The sequence below is a fragment of the Streptomyces sp. NPDC048751 genome, assembly GCF_043198595.1.
GTDB lineage: Bacteria > Actinomycetota > Actinomycetes > Streptomycetales > Streptomycetaceae > Streptomyces.
This window is the reverse complement of the sequence record NZ_JBICUX010000022.1, coordinates 1-25,642: the sequence shown is the minus strand read 5'-3', so window position 1 is coordinate 25,642 and position 25,642 is coordinate 1. Positions and strand designations below refer to the sequence as shown.

Genomic DNA, 25,642 nt, shown 5'->3' with positions numbered 1-25,642 from the left:
GGACCCGTTTATGATCAACCGGATGATCGAAGGCAAGCTCGTACGACTCCGCGCCCTGCGCGCCGGGGACCTGGATGTCCAACTGCGCTGGCGCAACGACCCCGAGGTGGCGCACTGGGCCACGGGAGGCCACCCGCACTTCGGCCCGGTCACCCGTGAGGCCGTGGAGCGGTTCCATGAGGCCAGGCTCCGCGAGGACCCGCGCGACGGGGCCACCTTCACCGTCGAGGAACGGGAGGGCGGACGCCCGATCGGCATGGTCGACTACCGCGACCTCGACGCGTTCGCGGGGCGGGCCACCGTCGGGATCACCATCGGCGAGCGCGACCGTTGGGGCGGCGGCCACGGCACCGAGGCCCTGCGGCTGCTCGTGGGTCACCTGTTCGGGTCCTGCGGGCTGCGGCGGGTCGAACTCGACACCTGGAGCGGCAACGAGCGTGCCCTCCGGGCGTTCCGGCGCCTCGGCTTCGTCGAGGAGGGGCGCAGGCGGGCCGCCGTGCGCGTGGGACAGGAGTGGTACGACACCGTGGAGTTCGGCCTGCTGAGTGAGGAGTGGCAGGCGGCCGCCGAACGCCAGGGCCGCGGCGACTAGGGCCTGTCGTTTGGATCAGGTCGCAGGAAATCGACACGGGCTGGTCAGCGCCGGTGAGCGGGGTTTGGTGCGTGCAGCTGCAAGGCGGAGGAGGGCGTCGATGCGGAGCATCGGCAACCGACGACAACGCCGCAGATGGGCGTGCCAGACCCCGCGTCTGCGGCGTGATCCAAACGACAGGCCCTAGGCCCCTTCCTTCAGCACCCTGGAAACCAGCCTCCGCTGCTCCTCCGTGAGCCGGGGATCGGCCGCGTACACCGTCCGGCCGTCCACCGTGATCTCGTAGTTGAAGCCGTCCGGAACGCCGGCCGCGGGCGCGCCCCGGCCGTCGGCGAGTGCCTTCTCGGCCAGGGCGTGCCACTCGTCGGCATCGGGCCGCCCCGAGGTGTCGACCTCGGCGCGGCGCTCGATGCCCGCGAACCCACCCGTACGGGTCACCTGAATACGCATGGGTCCCTGTCTAGTACGCCGTCACAGGATCCGCACCCCGACCTGTTCCCAGGCCTTCTCCACGGCCTGGAACTCGTCGCCGCCGTCGCCGTAGCGCTCGCGCGCGGCCTTGACGGTCAGTTTGGCGAAGTCGGTGAAGAACGCCCGCTCCTTGAGCTCGCCGCCGGTCAGGACGTCGTACCAGATCTGGCCCGCCTTCTCCCAGGCGTGACCGCCGAGGGCGGTGGCGACGAGGTAGAAGGCGTGGTTGGGGATGCCGGAGTTGATGTGGACGCCGCCGTTGTCGCGGCCGGTGCGGACGTAGTCGTCCATGGTCGCGGGCTGCGGGTCCTTGCCGAGGACGTCGTCGTCGTAGGCCGTGCCCGGTGCCTTCATGGAGCGCAGGGCCTTGCCGGTCACGCCCGGGGCGAGGAGGCCGGCGCCGATCAGCCAGTCGGCCTCGGCGGCGGTCTGGCCGAGGGAGTACTGCTTGATGAGCGAGCCGAAGACGTCGGACATCGACTCGTTCAGGGCGCCCGGCTGGCCGTAGTAGGTGAGGTTCGCCGTGTACTGGGTGACGCCGTGGGTGAGTTCGTGGCCGATGACGTCGATGGAGTTGGTGAAGTCGGTGAAGATCTCGCCGTCCCCGTCGCCGAACACCATCTGTTCGCCGTTCCAGAAGGCGTTGTTGTAGCCCTCGTCGTAGTGGACGGTGGCGTCCAGGGGCAGGCCGTCGCCGTCGATCGAGTGGCGCCGGTAGGCCTTGAGGTAGAGGTCGAAGGTGGCGCCGAGGCCCGAGTAGGCGCGGTTGACCGTGGCGTCCCGGCCGGGGTCGTCGCCCTCGTCGCGGACCTTGGTGCCGGGCAGCTCGGTGCGGTGCTCGGCGTCGTAGATCGTGCGCAGCGGCTGGTCCGACGGTGCCTTCGCCGTCGGGGCGGCCGCCAGGCGGAACTCGGCGGTGACGCGCCGGCGGGCGCGCAGCTCGCTGTCGCGCACCAGGGTGCGCTGGGCGGGTCCGGAGAGTGCGGGGTCGTCGTGCTGTGCCAGCTTGTCGAGGACATAGGGCGGCACGACGGTGCAGAAGACGGGCTCGAAGCCCCCGTTCGTCGTCATGCCCGGCACCTTTGCACTCGGTTATACCGGTGTCACTACCCGCAACCATGATTGGTGAAATATAGGGATACGACGCCAGGGAACCCCCGCGCGAGTGGTATGGCGCACTTTTTGTCCCGTTCCTCCCCGCGGTCCCGCATACTGATACGACCCCGCGCGACAGGAGCGGCTCGGCTACGCTGCGGAGCATCATGCGTTTCGGGCTGCTTCTTCTTAGCTGCCGCGGCGAGGGCCTGTAGTCCAGGTCGACTCCCTCCCCGCGGAGCTTGGCGTTGCGTCGTCGGCCGTCCATCCGGACACCCTGAGGAGCCCCCGCATCATGGCGAACCGCCAGCAGCCCAGTTCCATGCCGATCCACAAGTACGGCCGCTACGAGCAGGTCGACATCCCCGACCGCACCTGGCCGAACAACCGGATCACCGTCGCCCCCCGCTGGCTCTCCACCGACCTGCGCGACGGCAACCAGGCCCTGATCGACCCGATGTCGCCCGAGCGCAAGCGCCGGATGTTCGACCAGCTGGTCAAGATGGGCTACAAGGAGATCGAGGTCGGGTTCCCCGCCTCCGGACAGACCGACTTCGACTTCGTGCGCTCGATCATCGAGGAAGAGGGCGCGATCCCCGAGGACGTGACGATCTCCGTCCTGACCCAGGCCCGCGAGGACCTGATCGAGCGGACCGTGGAGTCCCTGAAGGGCGCCCGCCGCGCGACCGTCCACCTGTACAACGCCACCGCCCCGGTCTTCCGCCGGGTCGTCTTCCGCGGCTCCAAGGACGACATCAAGCAGATCGCCGTCGACGGCACCCGCCTGGTGATGGAGTACGCGGAGAAGCTGCTGGGCCCCGAGACCGAGTTCGGCTACCAGTACAGCCCGGAGATCTTCACCGACACCGAGCTGGACTTCGCGCTGGAGGTCTGCGAGGCGGTCATGGACGTCTACCAGCCGGGCCCGGGCCGCGAGATCATCCTCAACCTGCCCGCCACGGTGGAGCGTTCGACGCCGTCCACGCACGCGGACCGCTTCGAGTGGATGAGCCGCAACCTCTCGCGCCGCGAGTACGTCTGCGTCTCCGTCCACCCGCACAACGACCGCGGTACGGCCGTCGCCGCCGCCGAGCTGGCGCTGATGGCCGGTGCCGACCGCGTCGAGGGCTGCCTGTTCGGGCAGGGCGAGCGCACCGGCAACGTCGACCTGGTCACCCTGGGCATGAACCTGTTCTCGCAGGGCGTCGACCCGCAGATCGACTTCTCCGACATCGACGAGATCCGTCGTACGTGGGAGTACTGCAACCAGATGGAGGTCCACCCGCGCCACCCGTACGTGGGCGACCTGGTCTACACGTCCTTCTCCGGCTCCCACCAGGACGCCATCAAGAAGGGCTTCGACGCCATGGAGGCCGACGCGGCCGCCAAGGGCGTCACCGTCGACGACATCGAGTGGGCGGTCCCGTACCTGCCGATCGACCCCAAGGACGTCGGCCGCTCCTACGAGGCGGTCATCCGGGTCAACTCGCAGTCCGGCAAGGGCGGTATCGCGTACGTCCTGAAGAACGACCACAAGCTGGACCTGCCGCGCCGGATGCAGATCGAGTTCTCGAAGATCATCCAGGCGAAGACGGACGCCGAGGGTGGCGAGGTCACCGGCGGCGCCATCTGGTCGGTCTTCCAGGACGAGTACCTGCCGAACGCGGACAACCCGTGGGGCCGTATCCAGGTGCGCAACAACCAGTCGACCACCGACACGGACGGCGTGGACAGGCTGACGGTCGAGGCGACCGTCGACGGCGAGGCCACCGTCCTGTCCGGCTCCGGCAACGGTCCGATCTCGGCCTTCTTCGACGCCCTGCAGTCCATCGGCGTCGACGTACGCCTCCTGGACTACCAGGAGCACACGATGAGCGAGGGAGCCTCCGCGCAGGCCGCCTCGTACATCGAGTGCGCGATCGGCGACAAGGTCCTGTGGGGCATCGGCATCGACGCGAACACGACGCGTGCGTCGCTGAAGGCGGTCGTCTCCGCCGTCAACCGCGCCACCCGCTGACGCGCACAAACCGGGGCTGACCGGGGACTTCGGGGCCCTGACCGTGGTACGAGGCGGTCGGGGCCCCGTCACATCTCGGCCACTCCCATGTGCAGGTCACGGAAAGGTCTCGTCCAGGGTGCTGACTCCACCTGATGGATGTGGCTAACATCACGCAAGCGTGTGGCGATGATGCCGCGGCGAGTGGGAGGTGCGACGTGCTGCCAGGACGGGGACGAAACGGCCGTGTCGACGGGCGTGCGCGCATTCTGGGGACCCGAACCGCGTGGACTCCCGTCGGGGACGGCGAGTTCTTCTGCCCCGGCTGCGGAGGCGACCGCAACTACCAGCGGCTCACCGGCCGCCGCCGCTTCACCGTCCTCGGCGTGCCCGTGCTGCCGCGCGGCGAGACCGGCCCCGCCGTCGAGTGCGCGGCCTGCCACCACCACTTCGGCACCGAGGTCCTCGACCACCCCACCACCATCCGCTTCTCCGCGATGCTCCGCGACGCCGTGCACACCGTCGCCCTCGCCGTCCTCGCCGCGGGCGGCACCTGCGCCCGTACGTCCCTGGAGGCCGCCACGACCGCCGTGCGCGCCGCCGGCTTCGACGACTGTACGGAGGACCAGCTCGCCGCCCTCGTGGACGCCCTCGCCGCGGACACCGGACGCGCCTTCGGGGAACCCTCCTGCACCGGCCTGGCCATAGAGCTCCACGAGGCCCTGGACCCCCTCGCCCCCCACCTCGCCCAGGTCGGCCGCGAGTCGATCCTGCTCCAGGGCGCCAGGATCGCCCTCGCCGACGGCCCGTACACCCCCGCCGAACGCGACGTCCTGGCCACGGTGGGCGCGGCGCTGACCATCGGCGCCGACGAGGTGACCCGCGTCCTGGCGGCGGCCCGCACCCCGTCCTGACGCTCTCCGGTTACTCCCCGGGGAGTAACCACCCCGCCCGGCCGCCCCACGCAGTACCCCCGAACTCGCCCTGACGCGCGACGATTCGGGCCCGCCGAGCCGGAAGTCTGGATGCCGTACCCAGACATCCGCTCCGGAGGGAGGGCCCGTTCCATGGGGGCCGGAAAGACGACAGGAAAGACGAGTGGGCGGCGTGCCGTTCCCTGGCTGGTGCTCGCGCTGTGGGTCGGCGTGCTCGCGGTCGTGTCGCCGTTCGCGGCGAAACTCGCCGACGTGCAGCACGACCGCGTGACCGACTACCTGCCCGCGAACGCCGACTCCACCCAGGTCGCCGAGATCCAGGACCGGCTGCCCGGCGGCGAGAGCACCGAGCTCGTGCTGGTCTACCACCGCGACGGCGGGCTGACCGCCGCCGACCGGGACACGGCACGGGAGCAGGTCACGCGGGTCGCGGGGGAGCACGCGCTGACCACACCGCCGCGAGGAATTCCGTCCGAGGACGGAACCACCCTCATGTACCCCGTCGCCAGCAACGAGCCCGGCACCGACGAGGAGAAGCGGGACGCCTTCGTCGACGCCGTGCGCGAGGTCGCCCACAGCGCGGACGGACTGACCGTCGAAGTGGGCGGCACGGGGGCGTTCGCCACCGACGCCGCCAAGGTCTACGACGCGCTCGGCGGGCCACTGCTCTACACCACCGTCGGCGTCGTGGCCCTCCTGCTGATCCTCATCTACCGCAGCCCGGTGCTGTGGCTGGTGCCGCTCGTCGTGGCGGGCATCGCCGACTACCTGTCGATGGGCGTCGCCTACGGCCTCAACCAGGCCTTCGGGACGACGGTGTCCGGGCAGAGCTCGGGCATCATGACGATCCTCGTCTTCGGCGCCGGCACCGACTACGCCCTGCTGCTCGTCTCCCGCTACCGCGAGGAACTCCGGCGCGTCGAGCGGCCGTACGACGCCATGCGGGCCGCCCTGCGCGGCTGCGGGCCCGCCGTTCTCGCCTCCTCCGGGACCGTCGCCGCCGGCCTGCTGTGCCTGCTCGCCGCCGACCTCAACTCCAACCGGGGGATGGGGCCCCTCGGCACCGTCGGTGTGCTGTGCGCGCTGGTGGCGATGCTGACCCTGCTGCCCGCACTCCTGGTCCTGCTGGGCCGCCGCGTGTTCTGGCCGCTGGTGCCCGCTTACAACAGCACGCCCAAGGCCCGCCGGTCGCTGTTCGCCGCGATGGGTACCTCCGCCGGCCGGCGCCCGAAGACCGTCCTCGCGGCCGGCGCCGTCCTGCTCGGCGCGCTCGCCCTGGGCGCGCTGAACCTGCCCGGCGCGGTCAAGCAGCAGGACTCCTTCGTCGACCGGCCGGAGTCGGTCGCCGCCCTGGAGACCCTCGCCAGGGCCTACCCGGAGGGCTCCGCACAGCCCATCGACGTGCTCACCCCGGCCGGCCGCGCCGATGCCACCCTGGAGGCGATCCGCGGCACGGCCGGCGTCGCCGACGCCCGCAAGGGCCGTACCGGGGACGGCTGGACGGAGATCTCCGTGACCGCGTCCGCACCCCCGCAGTCGGCGGCCGAGACCGCGACCATCGAGCGGCTGCGGGACAGCCTCGACGGCTCCTACGTCGGCGGGGACAGCGCCCAGCAACTCGACCTGAAGGACACCAACGCCCGGGACCGGATGATCGTCGTCCCGCTCGTCCTCGTCTCCGTCCTGCTGATCCTGATCGTGCTCCTGCGGTCGCTCGTCGCGCCGCTCATGCTCGTCGCCGCCGTGGTCGCGGTGTGGGGCGCCGCGCTCGGCATCGGCGGGCTGGTCTTCGGACCGGTGTTCGGCTTCGAGGGCACGGACCCCGGCCTCGGGCTGCTGTCCTTCGTGTTCCTGGTCGCCCTCGGCGTCGACTACGGCATCTTCCTCATGCACCGGATGCGCGAGGAGTCCGTGCGGGGCGTCGAACCCGTCACCGCCGCGCTCACCGCGCTGCGCACCACGGGCGGGGTCATCGCCTCCGCCGGTCTCGTCCTCGCCGCGACCTTCGCGGTGCTGACCAACATGGGCCTGGTCCAACTCGTCGAACTCGGCTTCGTGATCGCGGTCGGGGTGCTCCTCGACACCTTCCTGGTGCGGACCTACCTCGTGACCAGCGCGAGCGTGGCACTGGGGCGGAAGGTGTGGTGGCCGGGACGGCTGTCCAAGGCGCCGGAACCGGAACGCACGCGGGAGCGTGAGCCGGTCGGAGGCTGAGCCCCGGGCGCCCCTTCCCTGCGGAAGGGGCGCCCTCTGATGGAGGATGGTGTCGTGGGAGAGGGGGGAACCATGCGGGGTCGTCGCGCCCTGATCGAGCGGGCTGCCCTGGTCGAGCGGGCGTTGGCCGTCGTCAACGGCGTGCCGGCCGGCACGGGGAGCGCGGGTGCCGGTCGCGCCGTGGGACCCTCCCCGCTGCGGGCCGACGCCTGGCTCGCCGCCGCGGCCGCCCTGCTGGCCGTCGCGCTCGGCATGTCCGTCGAGGACGGCCGCCACCTGGACGCCCTCGGCTGGACCCTGCTGCTGGCCGCCCAGGTCCCCCTGGTGTGGCGGCGCCGCAGCCCCCTGCTCGCGCTGCTCGCCGTGGTGCTGTGCGTCGTGCCCTACCACGGGCTCGACTACACGCACAGCGCCGCCGTACCGGTCGCCATGATCGCCCTCTACACCGTCGCCGCGAACGGCACCGCCCGCCGCACCGTACTCACCGGCGCCTCCGTCGTCGGCGTCACGCTCTTCGTCAACGCCCTGGAAAACCCGCACCAGGTCGCCGAGATCCTGCGCATCTCCGGCTGGATCGTCTCCGTGCTGCTGCTCGGCGGGTACATCCGCGTCCACCGCCAGTACATCGCCTCCGCCCTGGAGCGCGCCGAACGCGCCGAACGCACCCGCGAGGAGGAGGCCCGTCGTCGGGTCGCCGAGGAACGGCTGCGCATCGCGCGCGACCTGCACGACCTGCTCGCGCACAGCATCACTCTCATCGGCGTGCAGACCTCCGTCGCCGCCCACGTCCTGGCCGCCGACCCCGACCGCCTCGACCGCACGGCCGTCGCCAAGGCCCTCGACGACATCGCGGACACCTGCCGCACGGCCCGCGGCGAACTCCGCACGACGCTGGAGGTGCTGCGCGAGGAGGACGCCCAGGAGGGCCGCGGCCCCCTGCCCGGCCTGCACGGCCTGCCCGACCTCGCCGAGACCGCCCGCGCCGCCGGCGCCAAGGTCGACCTGGCGGTGGACGCGGTGGAGGTGCCCGCCGCGGTGGGCGCGGCCGCCTACCGGATCGTGCAGGAGGCCCTCACGAACGCCGTACGGCACGGCGGACGCGAGGGCCTCACCGTGCGGGTCGAGGTGTGCGACGGCGAGGACGCCCTGCGCGTGCGGGTCACCGACGACGGCGCGGGCGTCGGGGAGGGCACCCCCGGCTTCGGGCTCGTCGGCATGCGGGAGCGGGCCCGCAGCGTGGGCGGCACGGTGGACGCGGGGCCGCTGCCGGGGGAGGGCTACGAGGTGAGTGCCGTACTGCCGATGAGACGTGACGAGACATGACAGGGGAAGGGACCGCATGATCCGCGTTCTGCTCGCCGACGACCAGACCCTCGTGCGGGAGGCGTTCGCGATGCTCGTCGAGTCCGCGAAGGACATGGAGGTCGTCGGCCAGGCCGGCACCGGCCGTGAGGCGGTGGCGCGGGCCCGCACCGAGCGCGCCGACCTGGTGGTGATGGACCTGCGCATGCCGGACCTGGACGGCATCGAGGCGACCCGACTCATCGCGGCCGACGAGGACCTGGCCGGGGTGCGCGTACTGGTCCTCACCACCTACGACACCGACGAGTACATCGTCGAGGCGCTGCGCGCGGGCGCATCCGGCTTCCTGGTGAAGGACACCCGCCCCGCCGAACTCCTCGACGCCATCCGCACGGTGGCGGCCGGCGACGCCCTGCTCTCCCCGGGCCCCACGGCCCGCCTGATCGCCCGCTTCCTGCGCAGCCACACCACCCCGTGCGCCGACGGCGGCCCCGAGGGGCTGTCGGAGCGCGAGCGCGAGGTACTGACCCTGGTCGCGCGCGGCCTCAACAACACGGAGATCGGCGAGACGCTGAGCCTCAGCCCGCTCACCGCGAAAACCCACGTCAGCCGCATCATGGGCAAGCTGGGAGCACGGGACAGGGCACAGCTGGTGGTCTTGGCGTACGAGTCGGGTCTGGTGACGCCGGGGGGAGGCTGAAACGGCGGCCCCTTGGCGGCGCCGAGAACCGCAGCGCCACAAGGGGCGCGGGGAACCGCGCGACCAACCACAACGGACCCGCACCCGCCGACGAACCGCGACCGAGGAGACGAGCAGGCGCTACAACAGCCCCCCCGCCACCAAGAACTTCCGCACCCCCTCCACCTCGTCGGCGGACAACCGCACCTGCGGCTCCGCCGTCACCGGAGACTCGATCACCCCCCGCAGACACAACGCCGCCTTGAACGCCCCCAACGCCGACGAGCTGCCCCCCATCCGCCCCGGATCACCGACACCCACCAGCCCGAACAGCGCGCACAACCGCTCCTGCTCCGCCCGCGCAGCGACCCCGTCCCCCTCCCGAAAGAGCCGGTCGAGCCGGACGTACCCGTGCGGATCCACATTGGCGAGCCCCGGCACCGCCCCGTCCGCCCCCAGCGCGAGCGCCGCGTCGACGAGCAGCTCGGAGCCGGTCAGGACGCTGAAACCGGTGATGCCCGGGTTCACGCGGGCGCCCGTGACGACCTCGCGGAAGGCCGCCAGGTCACCGCTGGAGTCCTTCAGCCCCGCCAGCACGCCCTCGGCGGCCAGCTCCAGGACCAGAGCGGCGGGCAGCTTGGTGTGCACGGCCACGGGGATGTCGTAGGCCACCACGGGGACCGGACTGGCCGCCGCGACCAGACGGAAGTGGCGGGCGATCTCCGCCGGGTGGGTGCGGGCGTAGAAGGGGGCGGTGACGACCACGGCGTCCGCGCCCGCCGCCGTCACCGCGGCGACATGGTCCAGGACGCGGGGCGTCGTCATGTCGATCACCCCGGCCAGCACGGGCAGTCGCCCCGCCACATGGGCGACGGTCGCCTCCACGACCCGCGCGCGCTGCCGGTCCGTGAGGAACGCGGCCTCCGACGAGGAGCCGAGGACGAACAGGCCGTGCACTCCGGCCCCCATCAGATGGTCGAGGAGCCTGAGCAACGAGGGGACGTCCACCTCGCGGTCCGGTGTCAGGGGGGTGCAGACGGGCGGGACGACACCGGAGAGCGGGGTGGGGAAGGGCATCAAGGCTCCTTTGGCTGCTGGCTCTGTCGTACGAGGTCGCGGGTCGAACGGTCCTCCTCCACAGGATGGTGGCAGCGGTAGCGATGTCCGGGCGTCGACGCGGCCGAGAAGCCCGGCATGTCGGACGCGCACTCCTCGTCCGCCTTCCAGCACCGCGTCCGGAAGGGGCACCCGCTCGGCGGCCGGGTCGCCGACGGCACCGGACCGGCGAGCGGGATCGGCTCGATCGGGTCGAGCAGGCCGGGCGTCGCGGAGAACAGGGCACGGGTGTAGGGGTGCCGGGAGCCGTCCGTGACCCGGTCGGCCGGGGCCTCCTCGACGATCCGGCCCAGGTACATGGTGATCACGCGGTCGCTCATCCGCCGTACCGTCTGGATGTCGTGCGAGACGAAGACCAGCGCCAGACCCAGCCGGTCCTTCAGGTCCAGCAGCAGGTTGAGGATCTGGGCGCGGACCGACACGTCCAGCGCGCTCGTCGGCTCGTCCGCCACCACCAGATCGGGGTCGAGCGCGAGGGCCCGGGCGATGGCGACACGCTGCCGCTGCCCGCCGGAGAGCTGCCCGGGCAGACCGTCGGCCAGCACCCGGGGGAGGCCGACCAGAGCCATCAACTCGCGCACGCGTTCCTCACGTTGCCGCTTCGATCCCCGGTCGTGCACGTCCAGCGGGTCCCGCAGGATCTTCCGGACCGTCAGCCGGCGGTTCAGGGCCGTCGACGGGTCCTGGAAGATCATGCCGGTGCTGCCGCCGACGGCCGCCCGGCGTTCGGCGGGCGGCATCGACCACAGGTCACGGCCCTTGAAGGACACCGTGCCGGACGTCGGCCGCTCCACCCCCACCAGCACCTTCGCCAGTGTCGACTTGCCGCAGCCGGACTCGCCGACCACACCGACCGTCTCGCCCGGCGCGATGGTCAGGTCGGCGCCGGTCAGGGCGTACACCCGGTCCCGCGTGAACAGTCCGCCGCTGCGGGCCCTGTGCACGACATGGGCGTCGGAGAGTTCCACCAGCGCGCTCGCGCCCACGCCCCCGCTCATGTGATGACCTCGCTCTCCGTCGTCACCAGGTCCACCGCCGGGTGGTGGCAGGCCGCCGTGTGCGTGTGGCTGCCCGTCAGGTCGGGGGCGGTCGTACGGCACACCTCGCTCGCCAGGGGGCAGCGGTCGGCGAAGCGGCAGCCCGCCGGGAAGTCGGCCGGGGCCGGGACCACGCCCCTGATCTGCGTCATCCGCTCGGCCGCCGACTCCAGCGACAGCACGCTCCCGAGCAGACCGCGCGTGTAGTGGTGGGCCGGCGCCTCCACCAGGTCGGCGGTCACGCCCGTCTCCACGATCTGCCCGCCGTACATCACCACCACCCGGTCGGTGACGTCCGCGACCAGCGCCAGATCGTGCGAGACCAGGACCAGCGCGAAGCCCAGCTCCGCACGCAGCCGCAACAGCAGCTCCATGACCTGCGCCTGCACGGTCACGTCCAGCGCGGTCGTCGGCTCGTCGGCGATGATCAGCTTCGGGTCCCGGGACAGCGCCATGGCGATCAGCACCCGCTGGCGCTGGCCGCCGGAGAGCTCGTGCGGGTAGCTGCGCAGGGTGCGCTCGGGGTCGAGCCCCACCATGGTCAGCAGTTCGGCGGGACTACGGCGGCCACCGCGCCGTACGACCTGCTTGAGCTGGGCGCGGATCGTCATCGCCGGGTTCAGGGAGGACAACGCGTCCTGGTAGACCATCGCCATCTCGTGGCCGAGCAGCCGCCTGCGTACGCGCATCGGCTCGGCCAGCAGCTCCCGCTGGTCGAACCGGACCTGCCCCCCGACCCGGGCGCCCTTCGGCTGCAGCCCCATCACGGTGAGCGCGGTCAGTGACTTGCCGCAGCCCGACTCGCCCACCAGGCCGAGGACTTCACCGGCGTACACCTCGAAGCTGATGCCGTCGACGATGTCCACTCCGCCGTGCCGGGCGTCGAAGCCGACGGCGAGGTTCTCCACCGCGAGCACCAGCTGCCCTTCGCGGGGCAGCGGGCGGGCCCGGGCGCGCAGCCGCCGCGCCGCCTCCGCCAGACCGGGCAGCTCGACGACCTCGCCGCTGCCGGGCTCGGGGGCCTCGAGGGCGTCCTTCGCGTCCCTCTCGTCCTTCGCCTCCTCGGGTAGGTCCACCTCGCGCGCCGAGGGTGCCGCCCACGCGTCGGAGACGCCCTCGGAGAGGACGTTCAGGGACAGCACGGTGACCAGCATCAGCAGCCCGGGGAAGACGGTCGCCCACCAGCCCCCGGTCAGCACCATGTTCTTGCCGTCCGCGATGACACTGCCCCAGGACGGGTCCGGTGGCCGCACGCCCGCGCCGATGAACGACAGGGACGCCTCGAACACGATCGCCTCGGCGACCTGCACCGTGCAGAACACCAGGACCGGCGCGGCACAGTTGACGGCCACGTGCCGCAGCACGATGTGCGGGGTCCGCGCGCCGATCACGCGTTCCGCCGTCACGTAGTCCTCGCCGTACTGGTCGAGGACGTTCGCCCGTACGACCCGTGCCACCGGCGGGGTGAACAGGAACGCGATCGCGCAGATCAGGACGGTGATCCCACCGCCGAACACGGCGACGAGGACGGCGGCCAGCGCGATCCCCGGGAACGCCATCACCACGTCCAGGCAGCGCATCAGCGTCTCGTCGACCGCCTTGCGCGAGGTCGCCGCGACCGCGCCGAGGAGCGCCCCCACGACCAGGGCGAGCCCGGTCGCGCCGAGCCCGATGGCGAGGGACCAGCGGGCGCCGTACATCAGCCGGCTGAGGATGTCCCGGCCGAGGCTGTCCTGGCCCATCCAGTGCTCGGCGGACGGATGCCCGGTGCCGTCGACGGGCGGCTGCTGGTCGAGCGGATCGTCCGGCGCGAGCAGCGGCGCCAGCAGCGCCATCAGCACCACGACGGACAGGAAGCAGACGGCGACCTTCGACAGCGGCGGCAGCCGACGCCAGCGGCGCAGCCGGACGCCGGGACGGGACAGGGCCCGGGCGAGCCTCTTGCGGCCGAACGTCATGTCGCCTCCCGCAGCCGTGGGTTGACCAGCAGGTAGAGGACGTCGATGACGAGGTTGACGACGACGAAGCCGGTGGCCGTGGTCAGCACCACCCCTTGGACGACCGCCGGGTCGCCGTTCTTCACGGCGTCGATCATCAGCTTGCCCATCCCCGGCAGCGAGAAGATCGTCTCGATGACGACCGCGCCGCCGAGCAGGTAGCCGACCCGCAGCCCGAGCACGGTGAGCGGGTTGATCAGGGCGTTCCTGAGCACGTTCCGCCCGACCACCACCACGGGTGGCAGGCCGCTGCCGATCGCCGTGCGCACGTAGTCCTTGTCGAGTTCCTCCACCACCGCCGTCCGCACGATCCGCGTCAGCTGCGCCGCCACGGGAAGCGACAGCGCGAAGGCGGGCAGGGTCATGGTCTTCAGCCAGCCGGTGAAGGAGTCGGCCGGGTTGATGTAGCCGCCGGTCGGGAACCAGCCCAGATCGACCGCCAGGTACTGGATCATCAGCAGCGCCAGCCAGAAGCCGGGGGCCGCGACACCGGTGAGGGAGACGACCCGGATGATCTGGTCGGGCAGCCGGTCCCGGTGGATCGCGGCGGTCACCCCGCCGACCAGCGCCAGCACCACCGCGATGCCCAGGCCCAGGAAGGTGAGCTGGAGGGTGAGCGGCAGCGCGGTGGTGACCTGGTCGACGACCGGTGCCCGGGTCAGGGCGCTGACGCCCAGGTCGCCGTGGAGGAGGGCGCCGACGAAGTCGACGTAGCGGACGGGGAGCGGGTCGAGCAGGCCGTTGCGCTCACGGAAGTCGTGCAGCTGCTGCGGGGTCGGGTTGGCGCCCTGGAAGAACGCGGACGCCGGGTCGACGTCCGAGAAGCGCATCACCAGGAAGACGAACAGCACGATGCCGAGCATCAGCGGGACGAGCAGGGCGATGCGCCGGAGCAGGATCCTGGCGACGGTGATCACCGAGCGGCTCCTAGACCCACTTGGCCTGGAGGAGGTTGATGCCGGGGTACGGCTGTGCTCTTATCCCGGCGAGCCGCTTCGGGTCCCAGGCGGTCATCAGCTCGTTGTGGACGACCGGGTAGAGCACGGCCTGTTCGGCGACGACGTCGATGTACTCCTGGATCATCAGCTTCTTCTTCTCGGCGTCGGACTGCCGCGTGGCGAGGTCCATGTCCTTGAAGAGCCGCTTGGCCACGGAGTTGTCGGCCCAGCGCGCGTACTGCATCCACAGGTTCTGCGGACCGTAGTTGTAGTGCATGATCAGGTCGGCGTCGACGCCGAACTGGTTGGGGTTCGAGGCGGCCGCGACGACCTGGTAGTCCTGCTTCTGGTCCATCTTGGTGAAGACGGCCGTGGTCTCCTGCGGGGACAGCGTCGTCTCGACGCCGATCGCGTCCCAGGACGCCTTGATGGTCGGCAGACAGTCGACGATCCAGCTCACGTTCACCGAGAGGATCTCGACCTTCAGACCGCGGACCCCGGCCGCCTTGAGCAGCGCCTTCGCCTTGTCGGGGTCGTAGTCGTAGACGGTCTTCGCTCGCCGGTAGCTCGGGTTGGCCTCGTTGAGGAAGGAACTCGACGGAGTCCCGTGCCCCTTCAGGGCGACCTCCACCATCTTCTCCGTGTCGATGGCGTAGTGCAGCGCCTGCCGGACGCGGACGTCGTCGAAGGGCTTGTGCTTGGTGTTGAACATCAGGAACAGGTTGTTCATCCCGGCCCCGCCGGCGACCGACAGCCCGCCCTTCTTCAGCTGTGCGATGTTGGCGTACGGGATGTTGTCGGCGATCTGCGCGCCCGCCTGGGCGCCGGAGATCCGGGCGACCCGCGGGGCGGCGTCGACGATCGTCAGCCAGTTCATCTTCTTGAACGCGGGCCGGCGCGGTCCGTTGTAGTCGGCGAACGCCTCGAAGGTCGTGTTGGACTTCGGGTGGTGCGCGCTCTGCCGGTACGGCCCCGAGCCCACCGCCTTGCCCTTGGTCGCGTCGTCCCAGGCGCCCGGCTGCGAGAACACGTGCTTCGGCATGATCTTCGCGAGGGTGAGCCGCGAAACCCCTTCCGGGAAGGGGAACTTCAGCACCAGCTCGACGTTCCGCGCGTCGATCTTCCGGACCTCCTTCAGCCAGCTCGCGAAGAAGCCCTTGGCGAGGGTCTGGGTGTCCGGGTCGAGGATCCGGTCGAAGACGAAGACCACGTCGTCGGCGGTGACCGGCTTGCCGTCGTGGAAGGTGGCCCCCTGACGCAGGGCGAACTTCCAGGAGGTGCCGCTCAGATCGGCCGGCACCTGGGTCGCGAGGGCCGCGTACGGCTCGCGGGAGATCGGGTCGGTGTCGAGCAGTCCCTCGTAGATGTGGTTGTTGGCGGCCATGCAGAACGCCGACGCGGTCTGTGTCGGATCCCAGCTGCCGTCGTTGCCGTAGCCGATGACCGCGGTCAGCGTGCCGTCCTTGCCGCCGCCCGATCCACCGGTGTCGTTGGTCGACTCCGGGCCGGACGAACAGGCCGACAACGACGAGGTCAGGGCGGCGGCCGCGCCGAGCGCGCCGCTGTACTTCAGGAACGACCGGCGGTGCGGCGCCGGAACGTCGCGGGTCACGTCGCGGGTCACGTCGCGCACGGTTCCTCCAGTGGGGGGAGATACGACGTCCTACGTCCTGCTTGGTCAGGCGCGACCATAAGAGCGGCTGTGGGGGCGGTCAAGAGATCGCACACGAATGGCGCAGTCGCCAGAGGTGGGACCAATGGCGCTGTGAAGGGCGGAAGTTGCTCCCAGAAGGGGCGGGCGCTGATGGTCGATCAGGAACGCAGACTAAGTCCTACATTTGACAAAGTCCAATGTAGACGTTACTTTTCGAGTCCATTGAGCAGGTGTGTACGGCACGAGCGGGTTACGCCTTATCGATCACTTGTGGTGATTTGACGTGTTGTTCCGCGCTGTGGGTATCAGTCGCCTTCCTCTCAGCCGCCACACCCGACCCCTTCTGAGAACCGGAGTTGGACATGAGGTGCTACGACTGCCTTCAGGAGGCGCGCACTGACACCGAGGGCATTGGTGTCTGCTCGCGCTGCGGCTTGGCCACCTGCGAGAACCACGCCCATGTACGTCAGGTGCACATCTCTCACCCGGCCGGTTTGGGGCGCACCTACGGCGCCCGCGCGGCGCGCAGAGTGGTCTGCCGCACCTGCGACCTGGCTGAGACCACGCACTGACTGTCGCGTGGGTGAACACGAGTTGCCGGGGCGTGCCGCCTGTCCGCGGGCACGCTCCCGGCCTGGCCCCAACTGTTACGGCAGCGTCCGCTCGTACGTCTTGTCCTGGTCGGAGTCGTACGCGAGCTTGCCGCCGGCGTCGTAGCCCTTGATGTGCGGAGCCTCGGTGACCTGCTGGTTCAGCATGCCGGCGGCGACGAACCAGCCGTGGTCCAGCACGGCCGTGCTGTCGCTGTCGCCGTAGGAGACGGTCACCTTGGCGACCGACGGCTTCACCGTGCCGATGATCCCCCAGCGGAACGGGAGCTTCCATTTGCCCTTGTCGAGGAAGGACTGCTGGTAGAGCTTGCCGCTGTTGATGTCCGCGTACACCGCCCCGTTGCCCTCGTCGACCGAGGTGCCGCCCACGCTGGTGTTCAGGCCCTGGGCCTCGCCGTTCCTGATGTTGCAGATCAGCCGGGTCTGCTTGGGCCGCTCCTTGACCGCGACCACGTAGATGCCGTCACCGGGCGCGTTCGAGTCGCCGGTGCTGTGCATCGCCAGGATGATCCGGTAGTCGGAGGCCTTCCCCAGGTCCGAGCGGCCCGGGCGGCTGCCGCCGTACTGCTTGTCGTAGTCGAGGCACGCCTCCAGCCCCTCCGTGGCCCGTCGGAAGGTGACCCCGTCGAGAAGCTGGCCGGTGGTGGCGGGCCGCGCGGGCCCCGACGGCGACGCGGCCGGGGTCGGCGCGGCGGACCGCGGGGCGCTGACCGACGGCGTGGGTGTCGACGCCGTGCTCACGCCCCGGTCGCCGGGGGACAGCGCGTACGCCCCCACCGGCACCGCGGCCAGCGTCACCAACGCGGCCCCGGCCGCCGCCACCCGCCGACGCCGCTCCACCACGCCTCGCCGCCGGATCGCGGGATACGGCACCGGCGACGGCCGGATCGCGTACGCGTCCTCGGCGAGCAGATCACGCACGTGATCCTCGAAATCCGGCCCCCGCTCGCCGTCCACGCCCTCGGGCTGTTCGTCGAAGTCCCGCTGCCGCTCCCCGTTCACCTGCTGCCTCCCTGCGCCGACGACGTGCGGCTGGGCGCGGGGGCGTCCATCGCCCCGGCCAGCCCCGGATACGTACGCAACTTCGCCAGCGCCTTGGACGCCTGGCTCTTGACCGTGCCGGGAGAGCAGCCGAGCACACCGGCGACCTCGGCCTCCGACAGGTCCTCCCAGTAGCGCATCACCACCACCGCCCGTTGCCTGGGCGGCAGTTGGGCCAGTGCGGCGAGCAGCGCACCCCGCTCGTCGACCCGCCGTACGTCCTCCTCGCGCCCCGCCGTCTCCGGCGGCGCGGCGGTCAGCGCCTCCTTGACCCGCCGCTTGCGGAACCGGTCGCTGTTGCAGGTGACCAGCATCCGGCGCACGTACGCCTCCGGGCTGTCACTGCGCGCGACCCGCCGCCACGACCGGTACGCCTTCGCCAGCGCCGTCTGCGTCAGGTCCTCGGCGTGGTGCGCGTCGCCGGTGAGCAGATACGCGGTCCGTACCAGACGGGACCAGCGAGCCCTGACGAATTCCTGGAACTGGGCCTCTAGTTCGGCCTGCATCAAGCACCCTCCCTCGCCCTCCAGACCACCGGTCGCGCGGATTCGGTTGCCCGGGTCCCGGCAGGCGTTTGGAATGGGGTCATGGAGAGAGAGTGGAGCACCGAGGTGCCGGGCGTCCTGCGCCTGCCGTCGGGCCGGCTGATCCGTGGCCGCGCCCTGCGCCGCCCCCTCGACCCGACGGCCACCGTCCCGTCGTACGGCGTCTACCTCCAGGGCCGCCCGCCCGCCGACGTGCCCTGGCCCCACCGCTGGCTCCGCTGGCCCGACTTCCGCCTCCCCGCGGACCGCGCCGCCGCCCGTACGGTCCTCACCGAGGCCTGGGAGCGGTCCGCCACCGAGCGCGTGGAGATCGCGTGCGGCGGCGGCCGCGGCCGCACGGGCACGGCACTGGCCTGCCTCGCCGTGCTGGACGGCGTGCCCGCCGAGGAAGCGGTGACCTTCGTACGACGCCACTACGCCCGGGGCGCGGTGGAGACACCGTGGCAGCGGCGCTACGTAGGACGGTTCGGGTGACGTCCCGGGCCGTACCGGAGGACGCCGTGCTCATACCTTGGTCGCGGTGCCGTAGACCATCGGGCGACAGCGGGGACGGGGTGGGCGTCGGCACAGTGGGCGCATGAAGAAGACGACGGGGAACAGCGAAGGCGCGCACGGCGGTAACGAGGGCATCGGCAGGGGGCGGTTCCTCGCGGGGGCGGCGGCCGTCGGGGTCACGGGGGTCGCGGGGGCGGTGCTGCCGGGTGGAATGGCGGCGGCGAGCGGGCGGAGGGCGGCGCGGCGGGAGGCGGCCAGCGCCCGGCTCGGGGGTGGCGGGCGTGGGCTCGCCCACCGGGGGGTCGTCTACACCCTCGGCGCGGGCGAGACTCCGGGCACCGCCTTCAGTACGGCCCGGATGCGCCGGGACGTCCGAGTCATCCGCGACGAACTGCACGCCGACACCCTCGACGTCACCGGCGACGGCGTCGAACGGCTCACCGCGACCGCCGCCGAGGCCGCCGAACGCGGGCTGCACGTCTGGCTCCAGCCGACCCTCGGGGACGTCCCGGAGCGGGACATCCTCGACCACCTCGCCGAGACCGGCCGGTTCGCGGAGCGGCTGCGGCGACAGGGCGCGAGCGTCGACCTCAGCGTGGGCTGCGAGTTCTGGCTGTACGTCCCGGGCATCCTGCCCGGCGACACGGTCCTCGACCGCGTCCAGCACCGCCTCGACGGCACCTACGACCCGGTGCGGACGCAACGCCGCCTGGACCGCTTCACCGCACGCGCGGCGAAGGTCGGCCGCTCCGTCTTCCGGGGCCGGCTGAGCTACGCGGCCGCCGCCGACGACGAGGTCGACTGGAACCTCTTCGACGTGGTGGGCATCGACTACTACGGCTACCACCGCCGACAGGCGGACTACGTACGGGACCTGCGCCAGTACCTCCGCCGGGGCAAGCCCCTGGCCCTCACCGAGTTCGGCACCTGCGCGTACCGGGGTGCCCCCGAGACGGGCGGCATGGGCTGGGCGATCGTGGACTACGCCAAGGACCCGCCGGAGATCAAGGGCAACCCGGTCCGCAGCGAGCGCACCCAGGCCGCGTACCTCGTCGACGTGCTGGAGGCCTGCGAGTCCATGGGCCTGTACGCGGCGATGGCCTTCGAGTTCGTCACCCCGGACGCCCCCCACCGCCCCGACAGCCCGCGCCACGACCTCGACCTCGCGAGCTACGCCATCACCAAGCCCCTCAAGGACCATCCCGACGACCCGGGCTCCGACTGGCACTGGGAACCGAAGGAGGCCTTCCACGCGCTGGCCCGGCAGTACGGCAGGAGGTGCAGGGCTCAGGGGCAGTACACGTCCTCCTCGGGACGCTCACCCGTCGCGAGGAAGCGGGACACCGTGTCGTCACCGCACGCGTTGCCGTTGGCGAGGTAGGCGTCGTGGCCGGTGGAGTTCACGGTCACCATGACGGCACGGTCTCCGAGGGCCGCGCGCAGCCGCAGGGCGCCGCTCAGCGGGGTGGCCACGTCCCGCTCGTTCTGCACGAGCAGCACGTTGGACGGCCCCCGGTCGGTGATCCGCACCGGTGCCCGGCGGGGCGCGTAGGGCCAGGCGGCACAGACCATCGCGTTCCTCGGCATGCCCGCGGTCAGCGGGTACGCCTTCCTGCTCGCGTCGACGCCCTTCTGGTACGTGGCGGCGGACCTGGGCCATGCCACGTCGTTGCACAGGGTGCCGGCGCCGACCGCGGTGACGTTCTGCAGCACCGACTCGGGCGGGGACGCGGGCGCGGGCGGCACGGTGCCCTTGTCGGCGGCCACCATCAGCTTCGCCAACGCGGGATAGCGGCCCGGGTTGTACAGACTGTCCAGCATGGTCTGGCGCAGCACGTTCCCGTTCAGCTCCTCGGGGTTGGCCCCGGGCCACGGAATCGGCTCGCGCTCCAGACGCGCGGCCAGCCGCAGGAACAGCGGCCGCACCTCCGCCGCCGTCCGGGCCAGCCGGTCCGGGTTGCCGGGCGCCGACGCCCACGCGGCGAAGTCGGGAAACGTGTCCTCCACCCCCCGCTCGTGCCCGGCGAGCCAGCCACGGGCCACCCGGGTGGGGTCCGGGTCGTCGTTGCTGTCCAGGACGACGCGATCGGTGCGGTGCGGGAACAACTCGCCGTAGACCGCCCCGACGTACGTCCCGTACGACACCCCCCACGCCGAGATCCGCCGCTCGCCGAGCGCGGCCCGGACACGGTCGAGGTCCCGCGCGTTGTCCACCGTGCTGATGTGCCGGATCAGCTCTCCACCGTTGCGCGCACAGGCGTCCGCCGTCCGCCGGGCGGTGACCATGTTGCCGGTGACCGACCCGTCGGGCGCGGGCCACGGCCGCAGCTTGGAGACGGCGAGATCGGCATGGTCGAGCCCACAGCTGACGGAGGTGGACGGGGCCATCCCGCGCGGCGCGAAGCCGATCAGGTCATAGGCGTCCCGCACCTCCTGCGGCAACTTCTGCCCCTTCCCCGAGGGATCGCCGAGACTGGACCCGCCCGGCCCACCGGGGATCAGCACCAGCGCGCCACGGCGTACGGCGGGCTTCTCACTGGGGATGCGTGAGATCGCGAGGTCGATCGTCCGGCCACCCGGGTGCGCGTAGTCCATCGGCACCTTCAGGGTGGCGCACTGCTGGCGAGGATCGAGCGAGCCGCCCGCGCAGTCGGTCCAGTGGAGGGCGGGGGAGGCGCCGTGGGCCGACGGAGACGCGGAGGCGGTTCCCGTGAGCGGCGCGGTGAGGCCGAGGACGGTGACGGAGGCGGCCAGGATCTGCGTGATCTGTTTCATACGCATGAGCCTCGCGGATCACACCGGCACGTCACATCCGGGCAACCGCCCTGATTTCCCTGGGGGTTACCCCCACCCGGCCCTCGGGGCAGCCCGTGCAGGTGTGACATAAGGTGCGGCCCCATGCGCTTGTCGAGCATGTGGAAATGGAGAAGGCGGCCCAGAACCGAACGCCGGTACCCCGTGCCCCTCACCACGCACCAGCTGTGGATGGTGTCGCTGAGCGCGCCGGTGAGCCGGGACCGGAACGCCTCGCGGACGACGCTGTACCCGTTCACGCGGATCGACGACGACAGTGCCCGGCGCTGGCTGGCCGAGCAGTGGGAGATCACGTCGCGGGACGATCTGGCCCGCCGGCTCGACGGGCTGGCGCGCAGTGGGTACCGGGCGCGGGCCCAGCGGCGGCTCGGGGTCTCGCCGCTCGCCTGGGACGCCGCCCTGTACGTCGACATCTCCCGGCGCGGCTTCGGCTGCGGCATGCTCACCGAGGCCGAGGCCTGGACCGCGCTGAAGAACATCGTGCCGGCGGTGGTGGGGACGTACGGCTCGTGGCGGGAGTACGCCGATCACTACCTGCTCGGACGGCAGGTGTGGAGGGAGGGGCTGGAGAGCGTCTCCACCGGCAATCTGCCCGCTCCCCAGTCCGCCGCCGACACCCACCTGCGCGCCCTGCTCGACCCCGCCGACCGGGCCAGCCCCTGGAACCTGGCCCCCTGGGACACCATCAGCCACCCCGACCGGGTCCGCTGACTCCGGGCGTACGGGAGAATGGGGCCATGAGTCTGTTCCGCGACGACGGCATCGTGCTGCGCACCCAGAAGCTGGGTGAGGCGGACCGGATCATCACGCTGCTCACGCGCGGTCACGGTCGGGTACGCGCCGTGGCCCGGGGGGTGCGGCGCACCAAGTCGAAGTTCGGGGCGCGGCTCGAACCCTTCTCCCACGTCGACGTGCAGTTCTTCGCCCGGGGGAGCGAGCTGATCGGGCGCGGCCTGCCGCTGTGCACGCAGAGCGAGACCATCGCACCGTACGGGGGCGGGATCGTCGCCGACTACGCGCGGTACACCGCCGGCACGGCCATGCTGGAGACCGCCGAGCGGTTCACCGACCACGAGGGCGAGCCCGCGGTGCAGCAGTATCTGCTGCTCGTCGGCGCCCTGCGCACCCTCGCCCGCGGTGAGCACGCGCCGCACCTCGTCCTCGACGCCTTCCTGCTGCGCTCCCTCGCCGTCAACGGGTACGCGCCGAGCTTCACCGACTGCGCGAAGTGCGGGATGCCGGGGCCCAACCGGTTCTTCTCCGTCGCGTCCGGCGGCTCCGTCTGCGTCGACTGCCGGGTGCCCGGCAGTGTCGTACCGTCGCCGCAGACCCTGGAACTCCTCGGCGCGCTGCTTACGGGAGACTGGGAGACCGCGGACGCGGCCGAGCCGCGGCACGTCCGGGAGGGCAGCGGGCTCGTGTCCGCCTACCTGCACTGGCACCTGGAGCGCGGGCTGCGCTCCCTCAGATACGTGGAGAAGACCTAGAAGTTCTCCACTTTCCATAGTCCTGGCAAGCAAGCACGAGGAGACGAGAAGCACCATGGTCGTACGCGGGTTCCTGGGGCGCCAGCGCCGCGAGTACAGGACACCGGAGCCGCACCCGTCGGGCGCCCGCGCGCCGAAGCTCCCCGGTGAGCTGGTCCCCAACCATGTGGCGATCGTCATGGACGGGAACGGCCGCTGGGCCAAGGAGCGCGGACTGCCCCGCACCGAGGGCCACAAGGTCGGCGCCGAGCGGGTGCTGGACGTGCTGCAGGGCGCGGTCGAGATCGGCGTGGGGGCCATCTCCCTGTACGCCTTCTCCACCGAGAACTGGAAGCGCTCGCCCGACGAGGTGCGCTTCCTGATGAACTTCAACCGCGACTTCATCCGCAAGACCCGGGACACGCTCGACGAGCTGGGCATCCGGGTGCGCTGGGTGGGCCGTATGCCCAAGCTGTGGAAGTCGGTCGCCAAGGAGCTCCAGATCGCCCAGGAGCAGACCAAGGACAACGACCGGCTCACGCTGTACTTCTGCATGAACTACGGCGGCCGCGCGGAGATCGCGGATGCCGCGCAGGCCCTCGCCGAGGACGTCCGGGCCGGCCGGCTCGACCCGTCGAAGGTGAACGAGAAGACCTTCGCGAAGTACATGTACTACCCGGACATGCCGGACGTGGACCTCTTCCTGCGTCCCAGCGGCGAGCAGCGCACCTCCAACTACCTGCTCTGGCAGAGCGCCTACGCCGAGATGGTCTTCCAGGACGTCCTGTGGCCGGACTTCGACCGCCGCGACCTGTGGCGGGCCTGTATCGAGTTCGCCTCCCGCGACCGCCGCTTCGGCGGGGCGATCCCGAACGAGGAACTGCTGGCCATGGAGGGGGACCCGGACCACCCGGCCACCTAGTAGCCGCCGTCGGCGGGCTCGCCATGACATGCCTCACCCCCGGGCGGGAACAGGCCGCGCGCGTGTGCGATTTAAGATCATGGGCGCACAGCTCGATCTCAACGGGGGTTCCGCTTGTTCGCGTTCGTGATTCCGGCACACAACGAAGAGGCCACGGTCGCCACGATCGTCGGTCAGGCGCTGGAGGCCGCGCAGCCCGGTGACCGGGTCCTGGTCGTGGACAGCGGGTCGACCGACGACACGGCCCGGCGGGCCCGCGAGGCCGGTGCGGAGGTGATCGGCGGCCCGCTCGGCAAGGGCGCGGCCATGCAGCTCGCCGTGTCGACGGTGGACAGTGAGTGGACGTGCTTCCTCGACGCCGACCTCGTGACGTCGGAACGGAACGTCGCCGCGGTGCTCCGCGAGGCCGCGGCCGACGGTACGGCGGACCATGTGGTCGGTGACTACGAGTACGACCATCCCGGCACCATCCTGGCGTCCACGTTCACCATCTACGAGCCGCTCACCGCCCGCTTCTTCCCGGAGGTCGGCTTCCACGGGGCCAACGCCCTCACGGGCTACCGCGCCGTCCGCACCCGTCTCCTGCGTGCCGCCCCGCTGCCGCCGGACTTCGGTGTGGAGACCTTCCTGAACATCTCCGTCGCCCTGTTACGCGGGCAGGTGAACGTGTGTCACCTCGGCGTCGTCGGCAGCCGCTACCGCTACCACGGGGGCTCGATGGCGACCGAGATAGGCACCAGGATCCTGGACATGGCCGAGGCCCATGGGCGCCTGGCCCCGGCCGACCGGCCCGAGTGGGACGAGTGGCTGCGGGCGGGGGTCGCCGCCATCGCCCCGAACACCGCCGACCAGGGCCGCTCGGCCGTCCTGTCCCGGCTGTTCAGCACCGTCCGCAGGCCGATGCCGGTGAGCGGGCCGTCCGCGCCGGCTCAGGTGAGGAGCAGGTCGGGAGTCTGAGGGCATCGGTGGCCGCTCGCGGCATGACCGCGTGCTCGCCCGTCATCCACTGGGGCTACGATCACCGCTCGTCACCAGTGCGTTCGGGGAGGGACCGTGGACGAAGAGCAGGGCGTGGGTGTGCGCGAGGACACCGTGACGCTGGAGTACGAGCTCCAGCGTGCGGACATGACGGACGCCGTCAGGCTGCTGACCCGCAAGCGGGGGAAGGCCGGCTTCATCCACCGTCCGGCGTTCCTCGTGTGCGTCGCGCTGTTCGCGGTGGGGCTGATCGTGGTCGGCGTGCGAAACCGTGACGCGGGAGGCATGTCGTACGGGGTGATGTTCTTCGTGTGGGTGGTGCTGATGTTCTTCGCGCCGCGCATCTCGGCCGGGCAGCTGCTGAAGGCGAACCAGCACCACGGCACCGTCCGGGTGACCGTCGGCGCGGCCGGGGTGCGAACGGTGAGCGCCCATGCGGACATGCGCATGGGCTGGGCCAACTACGGCAGTTACACCGAGTCGGACCGCGTCATCGCCCTCCGCAGCCCCGACCGCGCCGGCCGCTGCGCCATCGTCCTGGCCAAGCGGGGCGCCCGCAGCCCTGAGGACTCGGACCGCCTGCGTGCGCTGCTGGACCGTCACCTGCCGCGCGTCTAGACGCGTCTGCGGCATGATCCGCCGGACAGGTCCTAGTGACCTGAGTCGGAGATTCGTCGGCAGTAGGCGGCGACTTTGTCGAGGATCTCGTCGGCGGTTTTCGTCCAGACGAACGGCCGCGGGTGC

At 71.4% G+C, this 25,642-nt stretch carries 24 protein-coding genes; 14 read left to right on the top strand and 10 right to left on the bottom strand.

The window, feature by feature from the left end; all coding sequences use genetic code 11:
• The first annotated feature begins 22 nt into the window (after positions 1 to 22).
• On the top strand, positions 23 to 592 hold the full coding sequence (locus ACGFNV_RS42195; RefSeq protein WP_393630444.1) for a GNAT family N-acetyltransferase: 570 nt from the start codon (positions 23 to 25) through the stop codon (positions 590 to 592).
• A 183-nt stretch (positions 593 to 775) separates the two neighbouring features.
• Here the strand turns inward: ACGFNV_RS42195 and ACGFNV_RS42190 are convergent, their stop codons facing one another.
• Together ACGFNV_RS42190 and ACGFNV_RS42185 are read right to left on the bottom strand one after the other, a co-directional pair.
• Positions 776 to 1,042 (bottom strand): protealysin inhibitor emfourin, encoded by a 267-nt coding sequence (locus ACGFNV_RS42190; RefSeq protein ID WP_393630442.1) that lies wholly within the window; start codon positions 1,040 to 1,042, stop codon positions 776 to 778.
• Between the two features lie 21 nt (positions 1,043 to 1,063).
• Positions 1,064 to 2,134, bottom strand: a complete 1,071-nt coding sequence (locus ACGFNV_RS42185; RefSeq protein WP_393630440.1) for a M4 family metallopeptidase — start codon at positions 2,132 to 2,134, stop codon at positions 1,064 to 1,066.
• Positions 2,135 to 2,453: 319 nt separating this feature from the next.
• Between ACGFNV_RS42185 and leuA the strand changes: the two genes are divergently transcribed.
• The 5 genes from leuA to ACGFNV_RS42160 all read left to right on the top strand — a co-directional run bounded on the left by leuA (position 2,454) and on the right by ACGFNV_RS42160 (position 9,305).
• On the top strand, positions 2,454 to 4,175 hold the full coding sequence (gene leuA / locus ACGFNV_RS42180; RefSeq protein ID WP_393630438.1) for a 2-isopropylmalate synthase: 1,722 nt from the start codon (positions 2,454 to 2,456) through the stop codon (positions 4,173 to 4,175).
• A gap of 197 nt (positions 4,176 to 4,372) precedes the next feature.
• Positions 4,373 to 5,068, top strand: a complete 696-nt coding sequence (locus ACGFNV_RS42175; protein WP_393630436.1) for a TerB family tellurite resistance protein — start codon at positions 4,373 to 4,375, stop codon at positions 5,066 to 5,068.
• Between the two features lie 153 nt (positions 5,069 to 5,221).
• Positions 5,222 to 7,303: an MMPL family transporter gene (locus tag ACGFNV_RS42170; protein ID WP_393630434.1), complete on the top strand. Its 2,082-nt coding sequence runs from the start codon at positions 5,222 to 5,224 to the stop codon at positions 7,301 to 7,303.
• 72 nt (positions 7,304 to 7,375) lie between these two features.
• Complete coding sequence (locus ACGFNV_RS42165; RefSeq protein ID WP_393630433.1) at positions 7,376 to 8,626, top strand: sensor histidine kinase; 1,251 nt, start codon at positions 7,376 to 7,378, stop codon at positions 8,624 to 8,626.
• A 16-nt stretch (positions 8,627 to 8,642) separates the two neighbouring features.
• Entirely contained in the window at positions 8,643 to 9,305 is a 663-nt protein-coding gene (locus ACGFNV_RS42160) for a response regulator (RefSeq protein WP_393630431.1), read from the top strand.
• Between the two features lie 120 nt (positions 9,306 to 9,425).
• Here the strand turns inward: ACGFNV_RS42160 and ACGFNV_RS42155 are convergent, their stop codons facing one another.
• Genes ACGFNV_RS42155 through ACGFNV_RS42135 form a run of 5 tightly spaced genes read right to left on the bottom strand, consistent with a single transcriptional unit; the run spans position 9,426 to position 15,996 of the window.
• Positions 9,426 to 10,361 (bottom strand): dihydrodipicolinate synthase family protein, encoded by a 936-nt coding sequence (locus ACGFNV_RS42155; protein ID WP_393630429.1) that lies wholly within the window; start codon positions 10,359 to 10,361, stop codon positions 9,426 to 9,428.
• Positions 10,361 to 11,398 (bottom strand): oligopeptide/dipeptide ABC transporter ATP-binding protein, encoded by a 1,038-nt coding sequence (locus ACGFNV_RS42150; RefSeq protein ID WP_393630427.1) that lies wholly within the window; start codon positions 11,396 to 11,398, stop codon positions 10,361 to 10,363. Before ACGFNV_RS42150 ends, ACGFNV_RS42155 begins: the two co-directional genes overlap by 1 nt.
• The gene (locus ACGFNV_RS42145) at positions 11,395 to 13,395 is read right to left on the bottom strand and encodes a dipeptide/oligopeptide/nickel ABC transporter permease/ATP-binding protein (RefSeq protein WP_393630423.1); all 2,001 of its coding nucleotides are present in this window, start codon (positions 13,393 to 13,395) and stop codon (positions 11,395 to 11,397) included. The genes ACGFNV_RS42150 and ACGFNV_RS42145 overlap by 4 nt, the downstream gene beginning before the upstream one ends.
• Entirely contained in the window at positions 13,392 to 14,351 is a 960-nt protein-coding gene (locus ACGFNV_RS42140) for an ABC transporter permease (protein ID WP_393630421.1), read from the bottom strand. The genes ACGFNV_RS42145 and ACGFNV_RS42140 overlap by 4 nt, the downstream gene beginning before the upstream one ends.
• Before the next feature lie 10 nt (positions 14,352 to 14,361).
• On the bottom strand, positions 14,362 to 15,996 hold the full coding sequence (locus ACGFNV_RS42135; RefSeq protein ID WP_393630576.1) for an ABC transporter substrate-binding protein: 1,635 nt from the start codon (positions 15,994 to 15,996) through the stop codon (positions 14,362 to 14,364).
• A gap of 392 nt (positions 15,997 to 16,388) precedes the next feature.
• On the opposite strand from ACGFNV_RS42135, the gene ACGFNV_RS42130 reads away from it, so the two are divergent.
• On the top strand, positions 16,389 to 16,598 hold the full coding sequence (locus ACGFNV_RS42130; RefSeq protein WP_393630420.1) for a DUF2180 family protein: 210 nt from the start codon (positions 16,389 to 16,391) through the stop codon (positions 16,596 to 16,598).
• Between the two features lie 75 nt (positions 16,599 to 16,673).
• On the opposite strand, the gene ACGFNV_RS42125 is transcribed toward ACGFNV_RS42130, so the two are convergent.
• Positions 16,674 to 17,639, bottom strand: coding sequence for a hypothetical protein (locus tag ACGFNV_RS42125; protein ID WP_393630419.1), 966 nt, complete (start codon positions 17,637 to 17,639; stop codon positions 16,674 to 16,676).
• The gene (locus tag ACGFNV_RS42120) at positions 17,636 to 18,184 is read right to left on the bottom strand and encodes a SigE family RNA polymerase sigma factor (RefSeq protein ID WP_393630418.1); all 549 of its coding nucleotides are present in this window, start codon (positions 18,182 to 18,184) and stop codon (positions 17,636 to 17,638) included. The genes ACGFNV_RS42125 and ACGFNV_RS42120 overlap by 4 nt, the downstream gene beginning before the upstream one ends.
• A gap of 81 nt (positions 18,185 to 18,265) precedes the next feature.
• Here ACGFNV_RS42120 and ACGFNV_RS42115 point away from each other — a divergent pair, with 81 nt between their 5' ends.
• The gene (locus ACGFNV_RS42115) at positions 18,266 to 18,697 is read left to right on the top strand and encodes a protein-tyrosine phosphatase family protein (RefSeq protein WP_393630416.1); all 432 of its coding nucleotides are present in this window, start codon (positions 18,266 to 18,268) and stop codon (positions 18,695 to 18,697) included.
• A 103-nt stretch (positions 18,698 to 18,800) separates the two neighbouring features.
• Positions 18,801 to 20,099 (top strand): abortive phage infection protein, encoded by a 1,299-nt coding sequence (locus ACGFNV_RS42110; RefSeq protein WP_393630414.1) that lies wholly within the window; start codon positions 18,801 to 18,803, stop codon positions 20,097 to 20,099.
• Here the strand turns inward: ACGFNV_RS42110 and ACGFNV_RS42105 are convergent.
• On the bottom strand, positions 20,006 to 21,493 hold the full coding sequence (locus ACGFNV_RS42105) for an alpha/beta hydrolase (protein WP_393630413.1): 1,488 nt from the start codon (positions 21,491 to 21,493) through the stop codon (positions 20,006 to 20,008). The two genes, ACGFNV_RS42110 and ACGFNV_RS42105, sit on opposite strands and share 94 nt — an antisense overlap.
• A gap of 183 nt (positions 21,494 to 21,676) precedes the next feature.
• On the opposite strand from ACGFNV_RS42105, the gene ACGFNV_RS42100 reads away from it, so the two are divergent.
• The 5 genes from ACGFNV_RS42100 to ACGFNV_RS42080 all read left to right on the top strand — a co-directional run bounded on the left by ACGFNV_RS42100 (position 21,677) and on the right by ACGFNV_RS42080 (position 25,516).
• Complete coding sequence (locus tag ACGFNV_RS42100) at positions 21,677 to 22,243, top strand: DUF1266 domain-containing protein (RefSeq protein ID WP_393630411.1); 567 nt, start codon at positions 21,677 to 21,679, stop codon at positions 22,241 to 22,243.
• 26 nt (positions 22,244 to 22,269) lie between these two features.
• Positions 22,270 to 23,019 carry a DNA repair protein RecO gene (recO, locus tag ACGFNV_RS42095; RefSeq protein ID WP_393630410.1) on the top strand — a complete coding sequence of 250 codons (750 nt, stop codon included), beginning with the start codon at positions 22,270 to 22,272 and terminating at the stop codon, positions 23,017 to 23,019.
• Between the two features lie 55 nt (positions 23,020 to 23,074).
• Positions 23,075 to 23,920, top strand: coding sequence for an isoprenyl transferase (locus tag ACGFNV_RS42090; protein WP_393630408.1), 846 nt, complete (start codon positions 23,075 to 23,077; stop codon positions 23,918 to 23,920).
• Between the two features lie 114 nt (positions 23,921 to 24,034).
• The gene (locus ACGFNV_RS42085; RefSeq protein WP_393630406.1) at positions 24,035 to 24,877 is read left to right on the top strand and encodes a glycosyltransferase family 2 protein; all 843 of its coding nucleotides are present in this window, start codon (positions 24,035 to 24,037) and stop codon (positions 24,875 to 24,877) included.
• Positions 24,878 to 24,973: 96 nt separating this feature from the next.
• On the top strand, positions 24,974 to 25,516 hold the full coding sequence (locus ACGFNV_RS42080) for a hypothetical protein (RefSeq protein WP_393630405.1): 543 nt from the start codon (positions 24,974 to 24,976) through the stop codon (positions 25,514 to 25,516).
• Positions 25,517 to 25,642: the final 126 nt, after the last annotated feature.

Bases quoted from the DNA above. Each gene is read 5' to 3' on its own strand.
- ACGFNV_RS42130 (WP_393630420.1), top strand. From the start codon at position 16,389: ATGAGGTGCTACGACTGCCTTCAGGAGGCGCGCACTGACACCGAGGGC.
- ACGFNV_RS42170 (WP_393630434.1), top strand. From the start codon at position 5,222: ATGGGGGCCGGAAAGACGACAGGAAAGACGAGTGGGCGGCGTGCCGTT.
- leuA (WP_393630438.1), top strand. From the start codon at position 2,454: ATGGCGAACCGCCAGCAGCCCAGTTCCATGCCGATCCACAAGTACGGC.
- ACGFNV_RS42195 (WP_393630444.1), top strand. From the start codon at position 23: ATGATCGAAGGCAAGCTCGTACGACTCCGCGCCCTGCGCGCCGGGGAC.
- ACGFNV_RS42165 (WP_393630433.1), top strand. From the start codon at position 7,376: ATGCGGGGTCGTCGCGCCCTGATCGAGCGGGCTGCCCTGGTCGAGCGG.
- ACGFNV_RS42115 (WP_393630416.1), top strand. From the start codon at position 18,266: ATGGAGAGAGAGTGGAGCACCGAGGTGCCGGGCGTCCTGCGCCTGCCG.
- ACGFNV_RS42145 (WP_393630423.1), bottom strand. From the start codon at position 13,395: ATGACGTTCGGCCGCAAGAGGCTCGCCCGGGCCCTGTCCCGTCCCGGC.
- recO (WP_393630410.1), top strand. From the start codon at position 22,270: ATGAGTCTGTTCCGCGACGACGGCATCGTGCTGCGCACCCAGAAGCTG.
- ACGFNV_RS42150 (WP_393630427.1), bottom strand. From the start codon at position 11,398: ATGAGCGGGGGCGTGGGCGCGAGCGCGCTGGTGGAACTCTCCGACGCC.
- ACGFNV_RS42155 (WP_393630429.1), bottom strand. From the start codon at position 10,361: ATGCCCTTCCCCACCCCGCTCTCCGGTGTCGTCCCGCCCGTCTGCACC.
- ACGFNV_RS42190 (WP_393630442.1), bottom strand. From the start codon at position 1,042: ATGCGTATTCAGGTGACCCGTACGGGTGGGTTCGCGGGCATCGAGCGC.
- ACGFNV_RS42105 (WP_393630413.1), bottom strand. From the start codon at position 21,493: ATGAAACAGATCACGCAGATCCTGGCCGCCTCCGTCACCGTCCTCGGC.
- ACGFNV_RS42120 (WP_393630418.1), bottom strand. From the start codon at position 18,184: ATGCAGGCCGAACTAGAGGCCCAGTTCCAGGAATTCGTCAGGGCTCGC.
- ACGFNV_RS42185 (WP_393630440.1), bottom strand. From the start codon at position 2,134: ATGACGACGAACGGGGGCTTCGAGCCCGTCTTCTGCACCGTCGTGCCG.
- ACGFNV_RS42110 (WP_393630414.1), top strand. From the start codon at position 18,801: ATGAAGAAGACGACGGGGAACAGCGAAGGCGCGCACGGCGGTAACGAG.
- ACGFNV_RS42160 (WP_393630431.1), top strand. From the start codon at position 8,643: ATGATCCGCGTTCTGCTCGCCGACGACCAGACCCTCGTGCGGGAGGCG.
- ACGFNV_RS42090 (WP_393630408.1), top strand. From the start codon at position 23,075: ATGGTCGTACGCGGGTTCCTGGGGCGCCAGCGCCGCGAGTACAGGACA.